Here is a 23761-nt window from a genome sequence, read left to right as displayed (position 1 = left end):
TCTTGAAATGACTCAGCCTTTGAAATGGGTGTCTTACTACTCGGTAATTAACGATAAATTAGGAGGGGATCGAATTGAATCTTAAGGAACGTATTGAGAAGCAAATAAATGATTTAAGTGAATTTACGTCGACACCTGGTAAAGGGACTACACGGTTAACGTATAGTAACGAAGATTTACTTGCACGTAATTATATTAAAGAAAAAATGAAAGAATATGGTCTAACAATTAGGGAAGATGGTTTAGGCAATATTTTTGGTAAACTTGAAGGTACTTTAAAAGATGCCCCAAGTGTACTAATCGGCTCCCATTTTGATTCCGTTCCAAATGGCGGCTCATTTGATGGCCCAGCAGGTGTAATTGTGGCACTTGAAGTGGCGGCTCTTTTTGCCGAGAATCAACTAACACCTAAATATCCATTAGAAATTGTTGCTCTTATTGAAGAAGAGGGTGCTCGATTTGGTGGAGGACTTATGGGATCAAGAGGGATGGTAGGTTCGCTTAGTGAAGAAGATTTTAAGAGATTAAAAGACAAAGATGGTGTGACAACGGTAGAAGCGATGGAGAAAATCGGATTAAATTCGTCGCTTCCGAAAAGGAGAGATCCTAATACGATAAAATCGTTCCTTGAATTGCATATTGAACAGGGGCCGATCCTCGAAGAGAAGGATATTCCCATTGGTGTAGTAGAAGCAATCGTTGGATTGACACAATTAGAAGTAACCATTGAAGGAAAAGCTGGACATGCAGGAACAACTCCTATGGACCGCCGTACAGATGCATTAATTGCTGCGGCCAATATTATTTCTCAATTCCCAGGTCTTGCAATTGAAGAAGAAAATGGGACAGTCATTACTACAGGTCGCCTACATGTTCTTCCAAATGGAGCGAATGTTATCCCAAATAAAGTGGAATTTTCCGTCGATATCCGTTCAAGTCAGGAAGAACCAATCAGCAATGTCATCGCAAAAATAAAGGGGTTGATTCATTCCTATCAAGAACAAGGATACCGAATATCTGTTGAACAGCCATTATATATGAAGCCAAAAGGTATGAACAATGAAATGGTCGCTTTACTAAAAGAAAAGAGTACAGAATTAGGTGTTCCATATTGTTCCATTAATAGCGGTGCAGGTCATGATGCAATGGTTTTTTCTGATGTGACCGATGTAGGAATGATTTTTGTCCCAAGTAAAGATGGACGAAGTCATTGTCCGGAAGAGTGGTCAGATGCCATGGATCTGGCAAAGGGCGTACAGATATTTTACGAAGCAGCAAAGTCCTTAACGGAGGTCGAAGCAAAGTGATCAATGAAAAAATGAAAGAAGCTATACAAAAATATGGGGAAGAATTAACTGAAATCCGGAGAAAACTTCATAGTGAACCGGAATTATCATGGGAAGAAGTCAATACATCTGCATTTGTTAGTGAATATCTAAATAATTTAGGAATTTCACATCGGAAAACAGAACCAACAGGTGTCATTGCAGAGATTAAAGGCGGGAAAGCTGGTAAGACTGTAGCGTTAAGAGCCGATATGGATGCCTTATCTGTAGTCGAATTAAATAAAGATTTGTCATATGCTTCAAAAGAAGAAGGAAAAATGCATGCATGTGGTCACGATGCCCATACGGCAATGCTATTGATTGCAGCAAAAGCACTAAATGATATAAAAGATGAGTTACCGGGCAATGTACGTCTTATTTTCCAACCAGCTGAAGAAGTTGGTACAGGTGCAAAAGAAATGGTCAAACAAGGAGCAGTTGAAGGAGTTGATCATGCATTTGGACTCCATATATGGTCCCAAATGCCGACCCACAAAGTCGCTTGTTCACCAGGTCCTTCGTTTGCTTCAGCAGATATTTTCACCGTGACTTTCAAAGGAAGAGGTGGACATGGGGCAATGCCGCAAGATTGTATTGATGCAGCTATTGTGGCTTCTTCCTTTGTGATGAATGTCCAATCCGTAGTATCAAGAACCATCGATCCGCAACACCCTGCTGTTGTAACCGTTGGAAAAATGGTCGTGGGAACGCGCTTCAATGTGATTGCGGAAAATGCTGTGATTGAAGGAACAGTTCGTTGTTTTGATCCTGAAACGCGCGATCATATTGATAAACAACTTCAAGTTTATGCAGAAAATGTTGCCAATATATATGGCGCGGTGGCAGAGGTGGATTATATCCGTGGTACTCAAGCTGTCATCAATGATGGATATAGTGCGAAACTAGTACAAAAAGTAGCCTCAGAAGCATTTGGTGAAGAGGTCATTTATGATGAAAAACCAACAATGGGCGGTGAAGATTTCAGCTTCTATTTAGATGAAGTACCTGGGAGCTTTGCTTTAGTTGGAGCAGGAAATCCTGAAAAAGATACAGAATGGGCTCATCATCACGGCAAATTCAATGTTGATGAGGATGGACTCGCTACAGGTGCAGAACTTTATGCTCAATTTGCATGGGCCTATTTAAACGAATAATGATACGGGTGCCTGACCTTTAGTGCGATAATGATTTATTGCTTAGGGGGATAGGTACCATTAGTTCAAAATGGTGGAATCCTCATATTTGAAATAAATAAAATGGATAAAGCATCGGTCATTTAAACTTTGGGTTGACTGCGATACTCTTAAATTGCACCGTTCATCTAAAAGAAGTCGTTACTTTCGGAAGGTATTTAGGTTTTGTACCCTCAATAAGTTTGTAATTCTCCAATTTATCTACCTTACTGAGTAAAACAAGAAATTAAAAAAGGGTAATACATATTTCATACTAATATGTATTACCCCTATTTTTTTATGTCTTGATAAATTATAATAGTTTGATCAAAATTCATTGTGAAAGAATAGAAGGATATTCAAGATACAAACTTGAATAGTTTTAAATGAGCTCTTATTTAATGCCATATTCTAATTTTGATAGTGGGGAAGACCAAAGTAGTGCTAGATTCATATTAAAGGAAACTGACAGGTGTTTTTAAACTTTAAGGGAAGTGATTGTAAAATGCTTTATACATGGAATATTGAGAAGATCATTACAGATACATTAGATAAGCACAATTTAAATATTCTCTATGAATTTAATAATAATCTTACGGTACCAATGAGTTATAACGTATCGACAAATACTATAAAATTTAATTATCTTCAAGTTAACGGTTATATCAGTAAAATTAGAATGAGAGAGACCGATGAAAATTTTGTTAAATTGATTCTTTATCATGTGATTGGGTATTACTTAGATTTTAAGAAAAACAAACATGATTTAAGGACTCTAAAGTATGGTGATGATGAAGAAATAGAAAAGCTTAAAGCTGAAATAGAAACGAATGCTTGGGATTACGGGAGAACATTGGTCCCTGAGCACTTGTTACAGGCATATGATAAAGTACGTGAATTAGATAATGCTTTAATAAAGAGTAATTAATAAATGGTATCCCGGAAAGTTTAGGGATATGGTTTTATCCTATTGAAAAGCTTGATAACGCTAACGAAACCGTAATGGGCTTTTCTTTTCGCAAAATCTGTAATGTTGCATCATTCTTCAAAAATAGGCCGGTTTTTTTTTGCAAAGATTTAAAAGGATCCTCCATTCATGTCTAATATGTAGGATCCTTTTTGTATTGCTCATGTGAAAAAATAAGTATTAAAAAAGAAAAATAAATATAAAAGTTACACAATAAACGTATTGACAGTAGGAAAAGGTAGTTATATAGTATTAATCGATACTGATAATCATTATCATTAGAGATGCCTGTTTTCATAAGAGGAGGTTAGGTAATGGTTCGCCTATATACATAGAGCTAGATTATGATAATGGAGAACGTTTAATTACGAAAGATTAATATAGAGGGATTTCAGGATAAAAAAATTACCACCATTATCGGTTCAATTGTAATTTTTCTTTTTGTAAAGAAGAAATTATGAAACAGGGAACTAATGATGAAATAATTTAGCAAGACATACTCAAAAGGATTTCATATTGATGCAGTTTTCAGTCGAGGTCCGAGAAAAAACTAAAATGTATAAATTCTATTTAAAGGAGAAAACAAAGTGAAAAAACTACTAATTCCATTTATGCTAATGTTGTTAATTATTAGTGCTTGCGGTAGCAAAACAACAACAGATAAAGAGAACAATACTGCTACAGACGAAAACAAATCGGGAACCATTACCTACCAATCTGAAACGGGTCCAATTGAAGTTCCTGCAGAACCCAAAAGGATTGTTGCACTCTCGAATGCCCCTAATGTTATTTCTTTAGGCGGAAAGATTGTTGGGGTAGATGAATGGACGAATATGAATCCCCTTTTTAAAAAGAAATTAAAGGGAATTGAAGTGGTTTCAGATGAAAGCTTGGAGAAAATCATTGAACTAAATCCAGACTTAATCATTGTGGGGTCTGAAATGAAAAATATTGAGAAATTAAATGAAATTGCTCCTACAGTTGCCTTTACATGGGGAAAATTAGATTATTTATCACAGCAACTTGAAATCGGAAAACTCTTAAATAAAGAAAAGGAAGCAAAAGAATGGGTTGATGACTTTAAAATGCGTGCTGAAGCTACAGGAGAAGCTATTCGAGCAAAAATTGGCGAAGATGCAACCGTTTCTGTGATTGAGAATGATGCTAAGCAGCTTTACGTATTTGGTGATAAATGGGCACGCGGAACCGAAATTTTGTATCAAGCAATGGATTTGAAAATGCCTAAAAAAGTGGAAAAAATGGCGCAAAAACCAGGCTACTATGCACTATCATTAGAAGTTCTTCCTGAGTTTGCCGGAGATTACATTGTCTTTAGCAAAAACCCAGACGGTGATAGTTCATTCTTGGAAACTGAAATATGGAAAAATCTACCAGCGGTGAAAAATAACCGTGTTATTGAAATCAATACGAAAGCATCCACTTACAGTGATCCCATTACACTTGAATATCTACTTGAAATTTTTAAGGAATCATTTCTACAGAACTAATAATCGAGAAGGAGGGGGGCATCCCCTCCTTCTCGATTTATTTATATAACGGCCATATTATGAAAATGTAAACGCTCTTAACTATGTGTTTTAGAAGGGTTTTGCTTTTTTTCTATTTTTGTTCCTTTTCCCCAAGGTTTTAAATACGAAATTATAACTAAGAAGATTAAAATAGTAAAACTTATTCCAATATCGATTAATAAGGTCTTACGATTTCGAAATAAACTGGATTTTCCAAAGGATACTTAGAAAATATCCTTGTTGTATAATAGACTGAATATTTCGACTGTTCACAATAAAAGGAATATGATATCATTTTTACTAATAAGACTCCCTTACTAATATATAGTAATAGTAAATTAGACGTTAACGTAGTCCTAATATCCTAAGGGATATAATAAATAAAAAATAATACCTTTAATAGTTGTTATCATTATCTAGCTGTTTATGGGGTCCGCCAACATTTTTAGCGTAAACCTACGTAAAAAAGTTAGCCCCTTCGTACATTATAGGAAATATGATTTATAAAGATCAACATTCTGTTAAAATGGGCTCAGCCCTCCAATAATAATCAATTAATTCAGAATATAATCATTCGAGAAATTTCGAAGGAAAAAGAATCCGCAACTACAATTATATCTTTGGAGGGATTGCTATGATAATAAATAACCTAATAGCTCTGGATCAGTATACTTGCCCGAAAGTAGAAAAGCAGAAGCTTCAACAAGAGTGGGAAAAATTTATTTCTAATCATAACACATCCACGATAATCCGCCCTATCATGTATGATTCTTGGCAGCGTTGTTTGAAGCAGGGAATCAGTCCACTTCAAAGTAAGACTTCCATTAACCTCAGTGAAGAAGAAATTATGGAATATGTATCAACGGATCCTTTATTTCATACTTTAAAACCGGTACTTACGAAATTAAAGAATATGTATATGGATTCTGGCCATTTGATAACGTTTACCAACTCTTCCGGCGATATCGTTTATTTAGACGGAGATTTGTCTTTAATGCTAAAGGCTGAAGATATGAATTTGGTCGCTGGTTCGTCTTGGGCAGAAAATAATGCAGGTACGAATGCAATCGGAACAGCAATCGTCACGGGTTCTCCGATTCAAGTGTTTGCTGGAGAACACTTTTGTCAAGAGTTACAAAAGTGGACATGTTCAGCTACGCCTATCCGTGATCCAGCTACCCAAAAAATTTTGGGAGTCATTAATATGGCAGGGCTATGGGTAGTCAACCATCCTCATGTTTTATCAGTCGTATCTTCAGCTGCACGAGATGTAAATGAGATGCTGCTGAGGCAGTTAAAGGGGGAACGGTTTAAACTGCTTGAATATTACAAAAGCAAAAATATTTCTTTGCAGTCAAAGTCCTGTTTAGCTGTTTTAGATCGGGGAGGGAGGGTGATGAAAGCATCTCCTTTATTATATGAGCAAGGGTTAATTGATTCGAACCATTTCTTGATCGGCACTCCTTCTTTTTCATTATCCTCAACGACAAGGATGCATTGGGAATATGGACATTTAAATGGAATGTGGCGTTTTGAGCTGACGCCATATATCTATGGAGGAATGCCTATCGGTTCGATTGTTCATGTTATTCCTCCGACTTTAACAAGTTTTAATGACATATCTTTTGCTTCAAATTCTTCCTTCCCAAGTATGATAGATGGAACGCTTCCTTCTTCCTTAAGTATAAATAGTTTTACTAGGAAGGGAATACACCGCACTCTTAATGACAAGAAACAAGTGGTGGAAAAACGATCGATAAAATTGCCGGATTTTTATAAATCTCTTTTTGAGCATAATCCTGATGGAATCTTTTCTTGTGATTTACAGGCAAATTTATTGGATGCGAATCCGGCTTTGGAAAGAATGATTGGTTATTCGGTTAAAGAACTTCAAGAAATATCGCTTCCATCACTAATTCTTCCAGAATATCTGGAAAATGGAATGAAATATTTCGAAAAAACAATGAAAGGAAAGCCGCAGGAATATGTGGTGGCGATCAAGCACAAAAATGGATACCCTATCGATATAAAAGTAAAAAATTTTCCTATTTTTATAGACAATGAGATTGTTGGAGTTTATGGAATTGTAAAAGACATTACCGAAAATAAGCAAATGGAAGAAGATCTGCAATCGACCAAACAACAATTGAACTTATTCCTTAAAAATACCATGGATTCAATTATTATTTTTGACTTAAAACATAATGTCATAAAAGTGAATAAAGCTTTTGAAGAAGTATTTGGCTGGACTGAACAAGAAGTAATAGGAAGTAAAAAACCTATTATTCCCGATTTTTTAGTTGACCAGTATACTGAAATCCTTCAAAAAATATTGAATAACAGGCATGTAATGTCGTTTGAAACGATTAGGCAACGAAAAGATGGAAGTCTCATTGATGTTAGCAGCTTCGTTTCCCCGATTGTAAATGCGAAGGGAAATGTGACCGCTTTCGTATCCATCTTAAGGGATATTACGGAGCATAAATTAATGGAAGAAGCATTGAAAGAAAGTGAAATGAAATACCGTGTTCTATTTGAACAGACACCTGATGCGGTATACTTAGTAGAATTGGATGGCGATCGATCTCCCCGATTTATTGAAATAAATCCGGTTGGGTGTGAACGATTTGGGTACAGCAGGGAAGAACTTCTCTCGATGCCTCTTACCGATGTTGTTCCGCAAGATTCTAGGCAATATATAAGATTTATGGAAAAAATTAGAGGAGGGCAACGATCTTTCACTTTACAAGACGAATATGTTTTTAAATCTGGTAAAAAAATGAATGTGGAGCTTAGTTTCCAACGTTTTAACTTAGGTGGGAAGGAAGTTTTCCTGGCCACCTCTCGAGATATCACTGACCGGTTAAAAACAGAAGAATTATTACGAAAATCGGAGAAACTTGCTGTTGTAGGGCATTTAGCCACTGCCATCGCCCATGAAGTGAACAATCCTTTAACCGTAATGAAAGGGTTTATTCAATTACTAAAATCTACGGAACATGAGAGCCACCATCGTTATATAGATGTGGTATTATCAGAGATTAGTCGGATAGAAGGCATTACAAATGAATTTATGGCGGCAGCCAAGCCACAGGCAGTAAAGGTTCAACCTAATGATATGTATATGATAATTGAACAGGTCACCCTCTTATTCCAACCTCAAGTGAATATTAACAATGTCCAAATTAAAACGGAGTTCGAATCGGGTATTCCATACGTTCCATTTGAGCGGAACCAATTAAAACAAGTGTTTATCAATATTTTGAAAAATGCCATTGAATCGATGCCGCAGGGCGGAGAAGTTTTGATTCAAGTCAAAAAATCTGATGAGCATCAAGTATGCGTTAGCATTATCGATCAAGGATGCGGGATTCCAAAAGAACGAATGCCATATATCGGAGAACCTTTTTATAGTATTAAAGAAGAAGGAGTCGGCTTAGGATTAATGATTTGTTACAAAATAATGGAAGCGCATGGAGGACAAATATGTATTGAAAGTGAAGTGGGGAAAGGAACGAAAGTTGATGTCATTCTGCCTATCCATACTTTGAAAAGCCAAAGTATTCCTTCACTTCCTTAAACTGAATCGAGAGAATAGGGATACGTAATTTTAGACAGTATTATTACAGACTAGATCTTTTGTCTATCAAGGAGGATTCCTTATTCCAGGAAAACATACACCCTATTCTAATAGATTTTAGCCAAATGGTTCACCATATCTTAATTTTTGAAAAAGTAAAAAGCCTTAGAGGCTCACATTTGCGTTTAAAGGCCTCTTGGGTTTATTAAAAAGGTAAGAAATTAAAAACCCACCTTCTCTAAATGTGAAAACACCACAATTGGAATTCTTAGTGAGATAAAATATAGTTACCTTTCCAACTAACTAGTGCTTATTATTTAATAGAAAATATAATTGATCTTCCATAATCAGCGAGTTTCTTTAGGAACGCGTCTTTTTCGTTAGAAAATAGAATACTTCTAAAAGATTAGAAATAGTTTGATTTCAAAATAATTTAATCAATGTTATTGGACAATCAAATATCTATTTTTTCCCCTTATTATAGAAAGATTGTTCGGTTAGTTCGAATATAAAACGAGCTAATTATCATACTCTTATTAAAAGTACACGATCGTCTAGACAAACTGAACTTAAATGTTAGTCAGATTAACTCAGAATACTTCTTCTCCTTCAGTTTCCCTTTGCTGGTAAGTTCCATAATCTTTAATATTTAAGTCAATTTTTAAATTAATGTTATATTGCGGCCATGCTTCCTCCCACTCATTTCCTTGATAAGTTTGTGAAAATGCCCTTTTTGTAAGTAACCCTAATTGCAATGGGTCTATATTTTTATCTTGAAAAGCCCTTATTAAATCTAATGTCCTTTTATGAATGTCATCTTCAATTTCTTTTGTTCTTTTTTGTTAGATAAATCCCTTCATCAAAAAAAATTCGCTACTATGAAAAAATGCCAAGCGAATGTATAGTAATAATAGTAAAAATTATAGGAAGCAATTGATAAAGTAACTACTATTTTTTGAGGATAATGGTTGTTTCGTTTACTTTACTTTGTGGTGTGCAAAAAAGTGGATGATTTTTTCGGTATACCTATGGTTAAATATTTGAGAATCAATACCAAATGCGAAACAAGCACAAAGAACGTGCAATTATCGTCATTAAAATTTAACTGAAGGAGTTCGTCGGTGGAACTCATGGAAAAATAATGTCAATCATAATGGATTTTTTAAATGTATTATATGAATTTGATTTATTTTTAATACTATTATCGATAACGGGAGTATGGTAGAAATAAATGTAAGTCATGCTTGTAATGCATACATTAGGTAGCTACATTGCTTACTGAATTTAGTACACAAGTACTGTAAGGTTTCAAAGGTAGTTGGAATTTCGAAGACTATCGAAAATTTCTTTCCTTTTGATTATAAATGGGACTTCTTTGGCAGTGCCAATATGGTCAAGAAGTTTTTTACCAAAACCCCCAACGCACCTCTTCTCTAAAATGTCCATAATCAATGACAATGATTTCTCCTTCATTGGATAATGCGATATTTTCCTCTTTTATATCTTTGGGTATGATTCCATGTTGCAAAAATTCACTTTTTATTTCTGAGATCTTATGTTTATGACTTTTTTCCATCATAGGTGATAGACGGTCCATTTTTTTCATAATAATCCAGCCATGCCCGTATTCTTTCACTGGGCAGAGGTGTTTCCGTAAATGTGTGGGACTGTTTCTGTATGTTTTCATTTCAGTTTCATTGCAGCCAAGCCCTTTCCTACGGATGGCTACCTTTAACACATATCCATTATTGAGATCATAGACAATGCGGAAGACTCCGTGGCCAATGATTTTGTATTTTAACCCCATTGTCTTTTTAGCATTACTTGCGATTTGACTTGTACTCTCGAATATATTTTGCCCCATTTTGGACAGCCAACGATCAATCGATTGTAATTCCTCTTCGCTTAAAAAAGAAGTCTGTTTAGAAGTTGGTCTATTAAGACTCTCCCTGGCTATTTTTTTGTTATTAATAAAAATCATCATTCATGCTCCTCTTCCTATTTGTCGTTTTAAGATGAAATCTGCTTGTTACGACAATGAGGAGAATGAAAAGCTAACAAAATGCTAACCCATTTCTAAATCTGTATCCCATTTATCAACACTTTCTCCATTCATGGTCGAACCTTTTTCTGCTATTAAGGTATCTTATGAAGAGAGGGACAAGTTTGAATGGGGAAATCGTTTATTTTTTGTTATAAGAGGGAACTTAGGCGATTTGTAAAAATCCTACAATAAATTTTATTTGACCAAAAAAGGCATAGGGATTGAGGTATTAAAGGTGACGGAAAAAGTTTATTAAAAAAGTAAACGTCATTAAATGGGGAGGAGACCTTCAGACAATTGATTCCAGGAAAATTGATGTCATTTTCACTGCGATTTTCCACGACCTCATATAACTCTATTAAGGCTTTGGTTTATGACCATTTTTTAGCTAGGAAAAACTAGAGAAATGAGTCTCATTCAAACAAAAAGATGAGCAAGAAATAGAATCCCGCTCATCTAACTATAAAAATCAATAAAGAATTTCTTAATAGACTTTATCACCATTAAAAATAGAATTCTTCACAACAACATAATCTACATTACGGATGGCTTCTAATTTGGTTCCTCCAGCGTATGAAATAGAGGATTGAAGATCTTGTTCCATTTCCTGCAATGTATCTTCTAAAGAACCTTTGTGCTCGACAAACATTTTTTTGCCTTCTACATTCTTCTTTTCACCTTTTTGGAATTCTGAAGCAGAACCAAAGTATTCTTTATAGAGTTTGCCATCTTTCTCAATCGTTTCACCAGGAGATTCTTCGTGTCCAGCAAATAATGAACCAATCATGACCATCGTTGCACCAAATCGAATCGATTTTGCGACATCACCATGTGTACGAATCCCGCCGTCAGCAATAATTGGCTTACTTGCAGCTTTTGCACACCATCTTAGGGCTGCTAATTGCCAGCCACCTGTACCAAATCCAGTTTTAATTTTCGTAATACAAACTTTTCCTGGTCCAATGCCCACTTTTGTTGCATCGGCACCAGCATTTTCTAATTCTCTTACGGCTTCTGGAGTTCCAACATTTCCTGCAATAACAAAGCTATCAGGTAAATGTTTCTTAATATGCTGAATCATGTTGATTACGGCATTGGAATGACCATGTGCAATATCAATCGTAATAAATTCTGGAGAAAGCTGTTCTTCTGCTAATTGTTTCACGAAACCATACTCTTCCTCTTTAACTCCTACACTAATAGAGGCAATTAATCCACGTGATTTCATATCATTAATAAAAGAAATACGCTTCTCTGGTTCAAAACGGTGCATAATGTAGAAGTAATCATTTTCCGCTAAGTACACGGCAATCTTTTCATCTATAATCGTCTGCATATTGGCAGGCACCACAGGAAGCTTAAACTTATGTCCGCCTAGAGTCACAGTTGTATCACATTCAGAACGGCTATTTACCACACATTTTGCTGGAATCAATTGAATATCTTCATAATCAAATACATTCTCCATCATTACACCCCTAAACACGAATATTATAGTTTGTTCAAATAATAAATGTTCGCCCATTGGGTAATTTACACTATTTTGATCAGGATGTCAAAGTTTTTTAAACAAAATATGTATTCATTTATAAGTATGAGTTCGTTAAACAAGAACTATTAAAGGGATTTTATTCAGAATTCACAAATAATTAAGCCGATAAAAATTAAGTATAATTTGACGGGCAAGAACCGATATGTTGTTCCAGTGAAATACTTATAAAAGTAAAATATTATCCTGATAGTAATATTGAATTTAAATATGTTTTAAATAGACCTTTCGGTAGTGTCATGTAGTTCAATTTGTTAGAATATTTGTGTAAAGATACCGCTTTTGTGGGAGGACTTGATGAACAGAATAAAAACGATTCTTAATAATCATTATGAAATAGATAACATAAACGTTTCACCACAGCAGGGCGGTTGGTCAGCACTCGCTTATAAAGTGTTTAACAACACAAATACTTATTTCTTGAAGGTTTATGAAAAAAGCAGAGCGTCTACTCCAAAGTGGACGGCTCTTATAGATAAATATGTTCCGATCATGGTATGGCTTCGTGAACATAGCAGCTTGAAAGGGAAAATTCCTGTATCTCTTTTCACGAAGAATGGGGATTATATGTGTGAAGATGATGAAGGGATTTATCTGCTTTATGAATATATTGATGGAGATACAGTTGGTGATAAAGTTTTGAATAAGGAGCAAGTTTATCAACTTTCAGAAATCATAACAGAGCTTCATTTACATAGAGAGGAAATCCCGATAGAAACGGATGCTATAACCGAAGATTTTAATGTGCCATTTTTGCAGCAAATGAGGGGTACTGTGGATAAAGGGTATAAAAATATGGCAGATGACGTAAAAGATTTAATTAACCCTTACATTGAACAAATGATTAGTCTCGTTGATACCGTTGAAAAGCTGTCTGTATCTTTGAGAAAAAGTCAATTGAAAATGGTTCTGTGCCATACAGATCTTCATAATTGGAATTTGATGCAATCTGAACAACAATTGATTCTGATCGACTGGGAAGGGCTGAAACTAGCGCCGGTTGAAGCTGATTTAATGTTTTTAGTTGACCAGCCATTCTATGATGAATTTTTAAAAATCTATCAGAAAAACCAAGAAAATTTTGTTATCAATCTTGATGCTCTGCAGTTTTATAAGGGAAGACGTAAATTGGAGGATATCTGGGATTTCCTCGAACAACTTTTATATGACAACCAAGATGAACAAGAAAGAACCGATACCATGAATTACTTATCGAAAGAATTGAAAGTTATAGGTGACTGATTTATAAAAGTACAAACCGATTGTAAGGAAATCTCGTTAGTTACGCTGGTTGATGGTACAGTAAGGAGGAATTATGAAAAAATTATTCGATCACTTATAACGTATAGATTTTATCCCACGAGCAAGATCTCCCCCTTCTAAATCATTATTCGAGTTGGTTAAATAATATTTAGAAATGGGAGGGATATGAAATGAGAACGGAAAAAGAAATGATGGAATTAGTTTTGACTTATGCTAAAAATGATGACAGAATTCGTGCGGTAGGACTAAATGGTTCACGGACGAATCCGAATGTCCCAAAGGATATGTTTCAGGATTTCGATATTGTTTACCTTGTAACGGATATGGATTCATTTATTGAAGATCCTAATTGGGTAGATGTTTTTGGTGAACGAATCATCATGCAAACTCCTGAGAATATGTCGATGTTTCCACCTGAGTTAGGAGAGAGGTTCTCCTATCTCATGTTGTTTGAAGACGGAAACCGGATTGACCTAATCCTTGTACCGTTTGAGGAAAAAGAGAGGTATCGTAAAGAGGATAAGCTAACGATTATTTTAATGGACAAGGATTGCTGTCTTCCAGATGTCCCACCACCAACCGATGAGGATTATTGGGTGACTCGACCATCCTTTGAATTCTTTAAGGATTGCTGCAATGAATTCTGGTGGGTAACCACATATGTTGCAAAGGGATTATGGAGAAGAGAAATCCTTTATGCACAAGAACATCTTAATAATTTTGTCAGACCAATGTTGATTAAAATGCTTGAGTGGAAGGTAGGGATTGAAACGGATTACTCCGTTAGCGTAGGGAAATGCGGTAAATATTTGGAGAGTACCTGTCAGAAAAAGATTGGCAGGAGCTTCTTTCCACTTATCCTCGTGGAAGTTATGAAGATATGTGGAGGGCATTATTTGCGATGGTCAATCTGTTTCGCAGTACAGCAATCTATGTTGCTGATCATTTACATTTTGATTACCCCCTTGAAGAGGATAAGCGTGTGACTGAGTATTTAAAGCAGGTAGAACGATTACCACTGGATGCTTCTAAAATCTTTTAATAGTAGAATGTAAAACTTAGAATATAATAAATGCCGATAGATGTAATGGTTTTTTGAATAAAGAAAATCCCCTGTCTCATATTAATAGACAGGGGATTTGTTATTTCCTAAGTATGTTCCAGTTAGTGGACAAAACTACACAATCGGTTTAGAAAGATTTATGCCCGTCTTAATTTTCCACGATCTCTCCTTGGTCCACAGGTTCTACCTTTGTTTTCTTCAACCTATAAATCACAATAAGCAAAATAAACCAAGCTGGAGTGATGAACAGGGAGACACGCGTATCCTCCGCAAGGGCAAGTACAACAAGAATGAATGCTAAGAAAGCAAGGATCAAGTAATTGGAAAATGGATAAAGTGGCATTTTAAATTTGCTCACCTTTGCTAAATCTGGTCTTGTCTTCCGGTATTTCAAATGACTGATGACCGTAATTCCCCAAATATAGATGAAGCAAACGGTCGAAACACTTGTAATCAATGTAAAGACTCCTTCAGGCATCACATAGTTCAAAACAACGGTAATCAGAATGACGACAGTTGAAAAGAACAATGCATTCGAAGGAACCTTACGGGAAGTAAGCTTTGTAAATGATTTCGGTGCATTCTTTTCTTTTGCAAGGGAGTATACCATACGGCTTGTACTAAAAATGGCGCTGTTACAGGCTGAAGCTGCGGATGTTAACACGACAAAGTTGACGATTCCAGCGGCTGCCGCGATACCAACTGCCACGAAGACTTGAACAAATGGACTCTCCAATGGATTGATGGCACTCCATGGATATATACTCATAATCACCGTAAGGGCACCAATATAGAAAATTAATATCCGAATCGGGATATTATTGATGGCTTTGGGAATCACTCTTTCCGGATCTTCCGTTTCACCTGCTGTCAGTCCGACAAGTTCAACGCCAACAAACGCAAACACAACCATCTGGAATGAGAGGATAAAGCCATTTATCCCATTCGGGAACATCCCGTCATGGCTCCAGAGATTTGTAAAAGTTGATGTGCCTGAATTAGTGGAAAAGCCATTAATAATCATGAAAATCCCAATCACAATAAGGGCTAGAATAGCGATGACTTTAATCAATGCGAACCAGAATTCCATTTCTCCAAAAAGCTTTACCGTTGCTAGGTTCATAATAAGTAGAACCACTAACGCAATTAATCCCGGCATCCATTGGGGTACCTCTGGGAACCAGTACTGTGTATAAAGACCAACGGCAGTCAAGTCCGCCATTGCGATGGAAATCCAGCAAAACCAATAGGTCCACCCAGTTATAAAGGCATGCATATTCCCTACATAGTCCTTTACAAAGTCAACAAATGAATTGTATTTCAAATTGGTTAATAGCAGTTCTCCAAGTGCGCGCATGATTAAAAAGGCAATGACCCCTGTAATCATGTAGGCAAATAGAATCGATGGTCCCGCTAAATGAATAGATTTTCCTGCTCCAAGAAATAAGCCCGTTCCAATCGCTCCGCCAATCGCGATGAGCTGTACGTGCCTATTCTTTAGACCTCTCTCTAATTTTTGTTCCTGCATTTCGTTTCCCACTTTCTGCTTGTCTAGGTTGTTTGCATTTTTTCACTGATTTAAAATATTTTAATGAAATAGTTAAATCAGATAATTGCAAATTAATATCCTACTAAAACTTTAACATATAATCCGCCTATTCGACAGAAATGTAAGCGTTTGTAATTTTAATGAAATAAATATTTATTTAGTGTCTGCTATATATTTCAAATTACTTAATTCCGTTATTTTTTGTCGTTCTAAAGTTATAGTACGATTGCAAAGCTGGAGTTTTCTATGATACCTTGAAAAGCCATAAAAGGGAAAATGGAGGTAAGAAAGGAGCTCAATGGTGCCGTGAATGCGAAAGAGAAAATGGCGGTAGGAAAAGAGTTTTATGATGCCGTGAAAATCCGCAAAAGCAAAAATGGCGGTAAGAAAAGAGTTCTATGGTACCGTGATATTCCACAAAAACAAATATGACGGTATCAAAAGAGCTCTTTGGTGACGTGAAAATCCGCAAAAGCAAATATGACGGTATCGAAAGAGTTCTTTGATGCCGTGAGAAGTTAGTAACGTTGCTCAATTTATGAATCGTGTTATGATGATTGATTCTAATGAAAAAAATCATATAGGGTCAGTACATTTAGGAAGAGCAATCTTAATAAGAAAATGAGAATCAGAAGCTTAACATCAATTTCTAAAAACCATACGTAGTTAACCAGAACTTTCAATCATTTTAGAAACCTAGAAATCGTTCAGCTAAAAGGAGTACACCATGTTTGATCACTACTAAACTTTTTTAATAAGAGTAAAAATAACTGTCGGCATGACCTAAAAACTGCAGAGATCCTATTTTTTAATATTAAAATGTGCATTAATTTGCCCGCGGATCATTTTATTCCGTTCATCTCTTGTTTGTTTTTTGGCCATTTCCTTTTTTATTTCAAAGGTCTGGACGCCGTCTTCAATTTGTTCGGCAATTTCCATCAGTGTTTCTACATCTGAAAACGAGTATTTTCGTGTGCCTCGCTTTGTTCTTTCTGGGAAAATTAATTTCCTTTCCTCATAGTAACGGATTTTTCTCTGGGATAAGCCTGTAATTTCACTGATAATTCCGATGGTCATGACTTTTTTATCTTTATAGGATTGTTTATCAGTTGACACTTCGTCACCTCTTTAACTTTAAATGAAAAACCCTATTGTTTATCCATGTCATATTTTATTACGTAGAGTACTAATTTTATATGATTATATAAATATTATTAGAATATATCAAAAATTATGTGAGATTATCTGACAAACTTTTTTTGCTGAATTTGGAGGTTACGAATGTTACGGGTTTTTGTCAATTGGTCGATATATTGGAAGTTTAGACTGATATCATTTAATTTTAGGCTGATATAAATTAATTTCCCTCTAAAATATAAGTGAATTTGACTGATAAAGTTTTTTTATCGTGACTTTTTGTAAAAAACAATGGTCATATTGTCATCATGTTCGTTTTCTATAGCAATGTTGATGATCATTGCCTTCAGAGAGACGAAAAGAGGGGGAAATAACAAAAGGATATAAAACTTTTCCTTAAGAAGAAAAGTTCCATATCCTTTTATGTATCTCTACATTACATTTGTTTCTCCATCATCATAGTTCACTTGCCATTCAATGCCGAACTTATCTGTCAAATTACCATAGCATTTGCTCCAGAAGGTTTCCTGAAGCTCCATTCCGATCGTGCCGCCTTCTGCTAGTTTATGGAAGGTTGATTTCACTTCATCCAGGTTCTTACTGACGAGCGCAAGGCTAACGTTATTTCCTTGAACAAAACGCATTCCAGGAAACACATCAGAAAACATGACATTGCTTCCACTAATATTGAGACGAGCGTGCATGACCAAATCCTTTGCTTCTTCTGGTAGTGGATGTTCTGGACTTGGAGGTGTTTCTCCAAAGGTCATAATTTGCGGCTTTTCAGTTCCAAACACCTCAGCGTAAAACTCTACTGCTTCACGACAATTACCATTAAAATTAAGATACACATCTACAGACATTTGCTTCACTCCTTAATTAATTAGTAGAAACAATTCTATTTTATCCAATATTCACAAAGTAGACAAACAAATTTTTGAAAATAGAGAATTTTTTTACAAAAATAAGAAAATAGGATAAGAAAAAATTCAAAGATTCAAACGCAGGCTTATAAGAAATACATAATTTGTACATTTATTGTTATAATGGAAGCAAAGTTGTCTAACTATCATCGGAAAATTGATTTCGTTTTTATCGGAAGAGGTGTGAACTAATGACCGTCCAATCTGTTGACCGAGCCCTTTCTATTATTGAAATTTTAGGAGAACATCCCAATGGCTTAGGGGTGATGGCTCTCTCAAAAGAATTAAATTTAGCGAAAAGTACGGTTCATCGATTGTTACATAGCTTGATTTCGCGAGACTTTGTTTATCAAGATCAAGAAAATGAACGATACTATCTAAGTATGAAACTAGCACAAGTCTCAGCTAAAATGATCGATCATCTAGATATAAGGAAAATAGCGAGACCTTTTATAGAGGAATTATCGGAGCGAATAAATGAAGTAGTCCATGTTTGTATACGAGATGGGAATGAGGTCGTTTATATTGATAAAGTAGAGAGTAAACGGACGATTCGTATGTACTCTCAAATTGGGAAAAGGGCCATGCTCCACTGTACCGGGGTAGGGAAAATCCTATTATCAGGATTGTCTGATCAAAAAGTCACAGAGATCATCGATAGCGCAGGTCTCCCTAGATTTACAAAGAATACCCTTACTTCGAAAGATGCTTTTTTTAAAGAGATTCAATCGATTCGCTTAAATGGGTATGCTTATGATCGAGAGGAGCATGAAGAAGGGATCTACTGTATCTCGGCTCCTATTTACGATTATACGGATAAAATTATTGCTGGGTTTAGTATCTCAGGTCCTATTGACCGTATTAAAGAGGGAATTGAACATCATCACTATAAGACTTACCTTCTCGATACTTCCCATCAGATATCTGAGAGATTGGGATATAAAAAAGAGAGCTGATCAGCTCTCTTTTTGAATTATTCAAATTCCACAATCATTTCAATTTCAACAGGCGTGTTAAATGGCAGCTCGTTTGCGGCAATGGCCGAGCGAGCATGCTGACCTTTTTCTCCAAAGATTTCTTCAAGTAACTCAGATGCTCCATTGATTACATAAGGTTGTTCAACAAATCCTGGTGCAGAGTTAACAAAGGCTAGTAGTTTTACTACTTGTTTGACCCTGCTTAAATCACCTAGTTCAGCTCGTAATACAGCTAAGCAATTAATCATGGTTTGTCTAGCTGCCTCATATCCCTGTTCGACGGTTAAATCACTTCCTACTTTTCCTTCGTAAAGAAGCTTGCCATCGATTCGGCAATCTTGACCAGAAGTATAGACAAGGTTGCCGACGGTTTTAGCAGGAACATATACGGCGCCGGGTTTAGGGGCTTCCGGAATGACAATCCCTAATTCAGTTAATTTCGCTTCTACATTTATCATGTTATCACCTCGTAAGAATTGTTGATGGAGTGTTTCTTAGAAAGCAGCCACATTTTTGGGCTGTATGCTGCTTCTTTTTGGTTGTTAATTTTCCATTTACAAAGACATATTGAATTCCTTCAGGATACCTTGATGGGTCTTCATACGTCGCTTTATCCTCGATTTGTTCAATATCAAAGACAACGATATCGGCAGCGTAACTCTCCGCTAAGAGCCCACGGTTTCCTAACCCAAATCTTTTAGCGGGGAAGGAAGTCATTTTTCTAACAGCATCTTCAATGGAAAGGATTTTTTCTTGTTTTACATACTTAGAAAATACCCTTGGAAAAGTCCCAAACAATCTTGGATGGGGTTTCCCTGTATAACAGGTTAAACTATCAGAAGCAATCAGAGAGTTTTGGTACTTCATCACTTGCTGTACATCTTGTTCATCCATGTGGAAAAAGACAATCCCGATGTTTCCGTTCTCTTCGATAAATAAATCAAATGCTTGATCAACAGGGTCTTTTCCGTTTTCACTGCTAATAGAGAGAATGGATTGACCTTCATATTTCTTTAAAGCAGGAGATTTCACAGAAGATAGAATGACGCTATCCCAACCCGTTGAAACGACAAGATTATCCCATTCATCTTGCTCTTGAACAAGCTCCTGTTTGATTTTACTTCTTTCGTGGCGATCCCTTAATCTGTTTAAAACGGCTGTTAATCCGCCCTCTAAGGCCCATGGTGGAAGTAAGGTCGTTAGCATGGTAGAGCCTGCAGAATACGGGTAGACATCACAGGTGACATCCATTCCGTTACTCCGTGCTTTTTCAATTAATTCCATCGCTTCCATGACTTTGCCCCAGTTTCGTTTACCTGCGGCTTTTAAATGACTAATATGAAGAGGGACATTTGCTTTTTCAGCAATCCACAAAACTTCTTTAACGGAAGGAAGTAAATTATTGCCTTCGCCTCTTATGTGAGTGGAAAAAAGCCCGTTATACTTGGTTACAACCTTACATAATTCAGCAATTTCTTCTTTGGCTGAATAGCTTCCTGGTGAATACAGGAGCCCGATTGAAAGTCCAATAGCTCCGGCTTTCATGCCTTCTTCCAAAATATATTTCATTTCATCCATTTCTTCTCTAGTAGGAGGGCGGTTATCAAATCCCATAACCGCAATACGTAAGGAACCATGGGCGACATAGGAGGCAACATTTTCAGAAATTAGACTTTGATCGAGCTCATTGAAATAGTCACTGATGGTTTGCCATTTCCACTCTTTATTCGCTTTACCTAAGACAGGCTCAACATAATTTTGGAGTTCTTCCTTGTATAATGGATTGACTGGAACGGGGGAAAGCCCGCAGTTTCCAACTACTTCCGTTGTGACACCCTGCTGTAGTTTAATTTCACTCTCTGGAAAATCGAGAATCATGAGATCAGAGTGACAATGACCATCAATAAACCCAGGAGACACTATACTGCCATTGGCATGGATAATCTCGCCTGCCTCCTCAGTAGAGTGTCCAACCGTAACAATTTTTCCCCCCTTGATGCCTACATCTCCATAAAACCAAGGGTTGCCTGTTCCATCTATGATTCTTCCATTTTTGATGATTGTATCTAGCATTTAGACTTCACTCCTTACTGGATCATTCCCCTTGCTTCAATCAATAGCTTTTGGTATTCATTATTTTCTTTTTTCAGATAAACATAGTTATGAAGATTAATCGTACTGCAGATATGATTTGGAATCACTCTTACTTGATCTCCTATTTTTAGGTTTGAATCACTGGTGTTAATCACACCATGTTCTTCATTCATGCGAACAAATTCAGCTTCAGGATATTCCTGAATAGAACCGAATCCTTTCAAATGTAACGGGGCGAAATTGGGCTGCACATCCGTAGCAAAGGTTTTGCTACCACCGTCCATCACGGCACGATGTTCAGATGGACGACTAACAATAGTACTTACAACATGGGCCGCACAATCTTTCCAATCGCTAACCCCTAATTTGACTTGCATGGCGTCATTAAATACATAGGTGCCTGGGCGAATTTCGGTAATTCCTTTGACGGCAGCGACTGAAGCAGCGGTTGGAGTAGAGCCAACGCTGATGTCTTCAATATGAATCCCTGCTTCTCGGATTTGTTTGGCTACCTCAATCATTAGTTGCCCTTCTTCTTGACCAGCTAAAGTAGTATCTGTTGTTGCTTCGCCTTTGTAAACCGCTCCTTTAAAGGTGAAGATCCCTTGCAGTGTGAGCGATTCTAGTTCTACAATTTGTTTGGCTAACGAAGTAGCTTCTTGATACTGAACTCCTGTCCGTTCCAGCCCAGTATCTATTTCTAATCGAACTTGTAGTTTTTGCTGATGCTTCTCTGCACATTTATTGAGAACTTGAGCCCCATCTAGACTATCCACGCCAACGATTAAGTTAGAAAGCTGTTGATTGAGTTTAAGCAGTTCCTCAGCTTTTGAAGGAGTTACAACCGGATAGGCAATAAAGATATCATCAATTCCATAACTCGCCATGACTTTGGCCTCTGAAATTTTCGCCACCGTAATTCCGACAGCCCCTTCAGCTAACTGTAATTTAGCAATGTGGGGAATCTTATGGGTTTTAATATGTGGTCTTAAGTGAATATTATTTACTTTTGCTAATTCACTCATTTTTCTGATATTTTTCAACAGAATGCTTTCATCAATAACAATATAGGGTGTGTGATCCATTGATATCCTCCTATTGTGTAAAGGTTTGATCATGGGGGAGTGTTGTTCCTTCATCCACCATCGACCTTTCTTCTTCTAGTAAGCGCAGTGATTCTTCCTTCGAGATTTTCTGAGCTGGTGTGATAAGACTAATGATGATATTAGCCAATAAAGCAATGATCACCGATGGGATAATCGGATTTCCCCAATAGGTGAGCATGCTTTCATTATTTAAGATAACAAATGAGGTTGCCGACCCTGCAATGAGACTGGCCACTCCACCTTGCCAATTCGTTCTTTTCCAAAACTTCCCTAACAACGCTGCCACAAATAAACCAGACATAACGGTAGAGATAAAATTAGATATATAAGTAATGATATTGTTGGTAAACAACGTAAAGAACAAAGCGAGAGCAAGTGTGATGACTAATGATATTCTTGAAAACAGAACCATCTTTTCCTTTTTCGGTACACTGCCAGTAAATATTTGATAGACGTCTCGAAGGAGGATGGCAACGGCTGCGATAAAGTCAGAACTTCCCGATGACATCGTCGCACTAAGTCCAGCGATTAGGACAATGGCGCCAATCCAAATGGGAAAAACTTCTGTTGCTAAGTAAGGAAAAGCAAAACCAGATTCGAGCTCAGGATTAAGAATGTAAGCGGACATTCCTACAATTGCAGGGAATAAGGAAAAGACAGCAAACAGAATTCCACTGATCCAAAATCCTTTTTTAACTGTGTGTTCATCCTTACTTGAGTAGATTCGGTGTCGGTAGGAGGGGGTAGCTAGTACTCCTACAGCAATAACAACCGCTAATGATAAAGCGGGGATCACTCCTAATTTTTCAAGCCCTAAAAACGATCCCATTTCCGGTGTGATCTTAGAGCTAAGCTCGCCAAATCCTCCAATAGTTATAATGGCAAGGACGGTTAATATAACAAATCCTAAAAAAAGAATGACACCCTGGATTACATCTGTGTAAACAACGGCTAAGTAGCCTCCAATAAGAGTATATAAACCAAACCCTAATGCCACAATGATTTTCGAGAGAGTGGGATCTATTCCGGTAATCCAGCTTAAGTATAAACTTCCTCCAATAATATGTGCTCCCAACCATCCAATACAAGCGACGTAAAGAATGATAGAAGTTAATCCTTTTACTAATTTATTTGCTCCATAATAAAAGCTTAATTCCTCAGAAAATGTCATAAAGTTATATTTTCGAACATCGGCAAAGAGAAGAAGCAGCAGAATCATTCCAACAGATCCGCCTATTCCATAGAGAGCTCCTGCCCAACCATTACTAAAGCCAAATCCTACTGCCCCCATACTGGAGCCGGTTCCGACTAGAGTTGCGACAGTAGTTCCGATTAATAATGGAGTAGACAAGCCCCGGCCGCCCATGAGAAAGTCTTCACCACTACTAACATTTCGGCTGACGAGAATTCCGACAGCTATCATAGCAATAAGAAATCCAAGAAACACTAACAAATAGATTAATTGTGCATCACCCATTTTAAT

The 23761-nt window shown here is 36.6% G+C and carries 18 protein-coding genes and 1 pseudogene; 9 read left to right on the top strand and 10 right to left on the bottom strand.

Going from position 1 to position 23761, the window contains the following annotated elements; genetic code table 11:
- The first annotated feature begins 68 nt into the window (after nucleotides 1-68).
- The 5 genes from JOC86_RS19590 to JOC86_RS19570 all read left to right on the top strand — a co-directional run bounded on the left by JOC86_RS19590 (nucleotide 69) and on the right by JOC86_RS19570 (nucleotide 8573).
- Nucleotides 69-1307: an allantoate amidohydrolase gene (locus JOC86_RS19590; RefSeq protein ID WP_205174727.1), complete on the top strand. Its 1239-nt coding sequence runs from the start codon at nucleotides 69-71 to the stop codon at nucleotides 1305-1307.
- An 11-nt stretch (nucleotides 1308-1318) separates the two neighbouring features.
- Nucleotides 1319-2479: an amidohydrolase gene (locus JOC86_RS19585; RefSeq protein ID WP_239587738.1), complete on the top strand. Its 1161-nt coding sequence runs from the start codon at nucleotides 1319-1321 to the stop codon at nucleotides 2477-2479.
- 523 nt (nucleotides 2480-3002) lie between these two features.
- Nucleotides 3003-3425, top strand: a complete 423-nt coding sequence (locus JOC86_RS19580; protein WP_205174619.1) for a hypothetical protein — start codon at nucleotides 3003-3005, stop codon at nucleotides 3423-3425.
- Nucleotides 3426-4051: 626 nt separating this feature from the next.
- Entirely contained in the window at nucleotides 4052-4972 is a 921-nt protein-coding gene (locus tag JOC86_RS19575; protein ID WP_205174618.1) for an ABC transporter substrate-binding protein, read from the top strand.
- A 655-nt stretch (nucleotides 4973-5627) separates the two neighbouring features.
- Nucleotides 5628-8573, top strand: coding sequence for a PAS domain S-box protein (locus tag JOC86_RS19570; RefSeq protein ID WP_205174617.1), 2946 nt, complete (start codon nucleotides 5628-5630; stop codon nucleotides 8571-8573).
- 590 nt (nucleotides 8574-9163) lie between these two features.
- On the opposite strand, the gene JOC86_RS19565 is transcribed toward JOC86_RS19570, so the two are convergent.
- The 3 genes from JOC86_RS19565 to guaC form a co-directional block, all read right to left on the bottom strand.
- Nucleotides 9164-9397, bottom strand: a complete 234-nt coding sequence (locus JOC86_RS19565; RefSeq protein ID WP_205174726.1) for a Ger(x)C family spore germination C-terminal domain-containing protein — start codon at nucleotides 9395-9397, stop codon at nucleotides 9164-9166.
- Nucleotides 9398-9978: 581 nt separating this feature from the next.
- Nucleotides 9979-10557, bottom strand: a complete 579-nt coding sequence (locus JOC86_RS19560; RefSeq protein WP_205174616.1) for a protein kinase family protein — start codon at nucleotides 10555-10557, stop codon at nucleotides 9979-9981.
- 544 nt (nucleotides 10558-11101) lie between these two features.
- Entirely contained in the window at nucleotides 11102-12085 is a 984-nt protein-coding gene (gene guaC / locus JOC86_RS19555; protein WP_205174615.1) for a GMP reductase, read from the bottom strand.
- A gap of 378 nt (nucleotides 12086-12463) precedes the next feature.
- Between guaC and JOC86_RS19550 the strand changes: the two genes are divergently transcribed.
- Complete coding sequence (locus JOC86_RS19550) at nucleotides 12464-13408, top strand: aminoglycoside phosphotransferase family protein (protein WP_205174614.1); 945 nt, start codon at nucleotides 12464-12466, stop codon at nucleotides 13406-13408.
- Between the two features lie 191 nt (nucleotides 13409-13599).
- A pseudogene (locus JOC86_RS19545) lies at nucleotides 13600-14375 on the top strand (aminoglycoside 6-adenylyltransferase); the annotation flags it as partial.
- Between the two features lie 265 nt (nucleotides 14376-14640).
- Here JOC86_RS19545 and JOC86_RS19540 read toward each other — a convergent pair.
- A complete protein-coding gene (locus JOC86_RS19540) occupies nucleotides 14641-16020 on the bottom strand; it encodes an amino acid permease (RefSeq protein ID WP_205174613.1) in 1380 nt (459 codons plus the stop codon).
- A 297-nt stretch (nucleotides 16021-16317) separates the two neighbouring features.
- On the opposite strand from JOC86_RS19540, the gene JOC86_RS19535 reads away from it, so the two are divergent.
- Nucleotides 16318-16473 (top strand): hypothetical protein, encoded by a 156-nt coding sequence (locus tag JOC86_RS19535; protein ID WP_205174612.1) that lies wholly within the window; start codon nucleotides 16318-16320, stop codon nucleotides 16471-16473.
- A gap of 369 nt (nucleotides 16474-16842) precedes the next feature.
- Here the strand turns inward: JOC86_RS19535 and JOC86_RS19530 are convergent, their stop codons facing one another.
- Nucleotides 16843-17118, bottom strand: a complete 276-nt coding sequence (locus JOC86_RS19530; RefSeq protein WP_239587736.1) for a MerR family transcriptional regulator — start codon at nucleotides 17116-17118, stop codon at nucleotides 16843-16845.
- Nucleotides 17119-17609: 491 nt separating this feature from the next.
- On the bottom strand, nucleotides 17610-18041 hold the full coding sequence (locus JOC86_RS19525) for a VOC family protein (protein WP_205174610.1): 432 nt from the start codon (nucleotides 18039-18041) through the stop codon (nucleotides 17610-17612).
- A 251-nt stretch (nucleotides 18042-18292) separates the two neighbouring features.
- On the opposite strand from JOC86_RS19525, the gene JOC86_RS19520 reads away from it, so the two are divergent.
- Nucleotides 18293-19057, top strand: a complete 765-nt coding sequence (locus tag JOC86_RS19520; protein ID WP_205174609.1) for an IclR family transcriptional regulator — start codon at nucleotides 18293-18295, stop codon at nucleotides 19055-19057.
- Between the two features lie 17 nt (nucleotides 19058-19074).
- Here JOC86_RS19520 and JOC86_RS19515 read toward each other — a convergent pair whose 3' ends face one another.
- The 4 genes from JOC86_RS19515 to JOC86_RS19500 are packed head-to-tail and all read right to left on the bottom strand — an operon-like array spanning nucleotide 19075 to nucleotide 23755.
- On the bottom strand, nucleotides 19075-19536 hold the full coding sequence (locus JOC86_RS19515; protein ID WP_205174608.1) for a RidA family protein: 462 nt from the start codon (nucleotides 19534-19536) through the stop codon (nucleotides 19075-19077).
- Between the two features lie 4 nt (nucleotides 19537-19540).
- Nucleotides 19541-21151 (bottom strand): N-acyl-D-amino-acid deacylase family protein, encoded by a 1611-nt coding sequence (locus JOC86_RS19510; RefSeq protein WP_205174607.1) that lies wholly within the window; start codon nucleotides 21149-21151, stop codon nucleotides 19541-19543.
- 14 nt (nucleotides 21152-21165) lie between these two features.
- Nucleotides 21166-22257: an alanine racemase gene (locus JOC86_RS19505; RefSeq protein ID WP_205174606.1), complete on the bottom strand. Its 1092-nt coding sequence runs from the start codon at nucleotides 22255-22257 to the stop codon at nucleotides 21166-21168.
- 10 nt (nucleotides 22258-22267) lie between these two features.
- The gene (locus JOC86_RS19500; RefSeq protein WP_205174605.1) at nucleotides 22268-23755 is read right to left on the bottom strand and encodes a sodium:solute symporter family protein; all 1488 of its coding nucleotides are present in this window, start codon (nucleotides 23753-23755) and stop codon (nucleotides 22268-22270) included.
- Between the last annotated feature and the right edge of the window lie 6 nt (nucleotides 23756-23761).

The organism is Rossellomorea pakistanensis, from assembly GCF_016908495.1.
GTDB classification, from domain to species: domain Bacteria; phylum Bacillota; class Bacilli; order Bacillales; family Bacillaceae_B; genus Rossellomorea; species Rossellomorea pakistanensis.
Note: the sequence above shows the minus strand (reverse complement) of the source record. Positions and strands in the feature narration are given on the sequence as shown.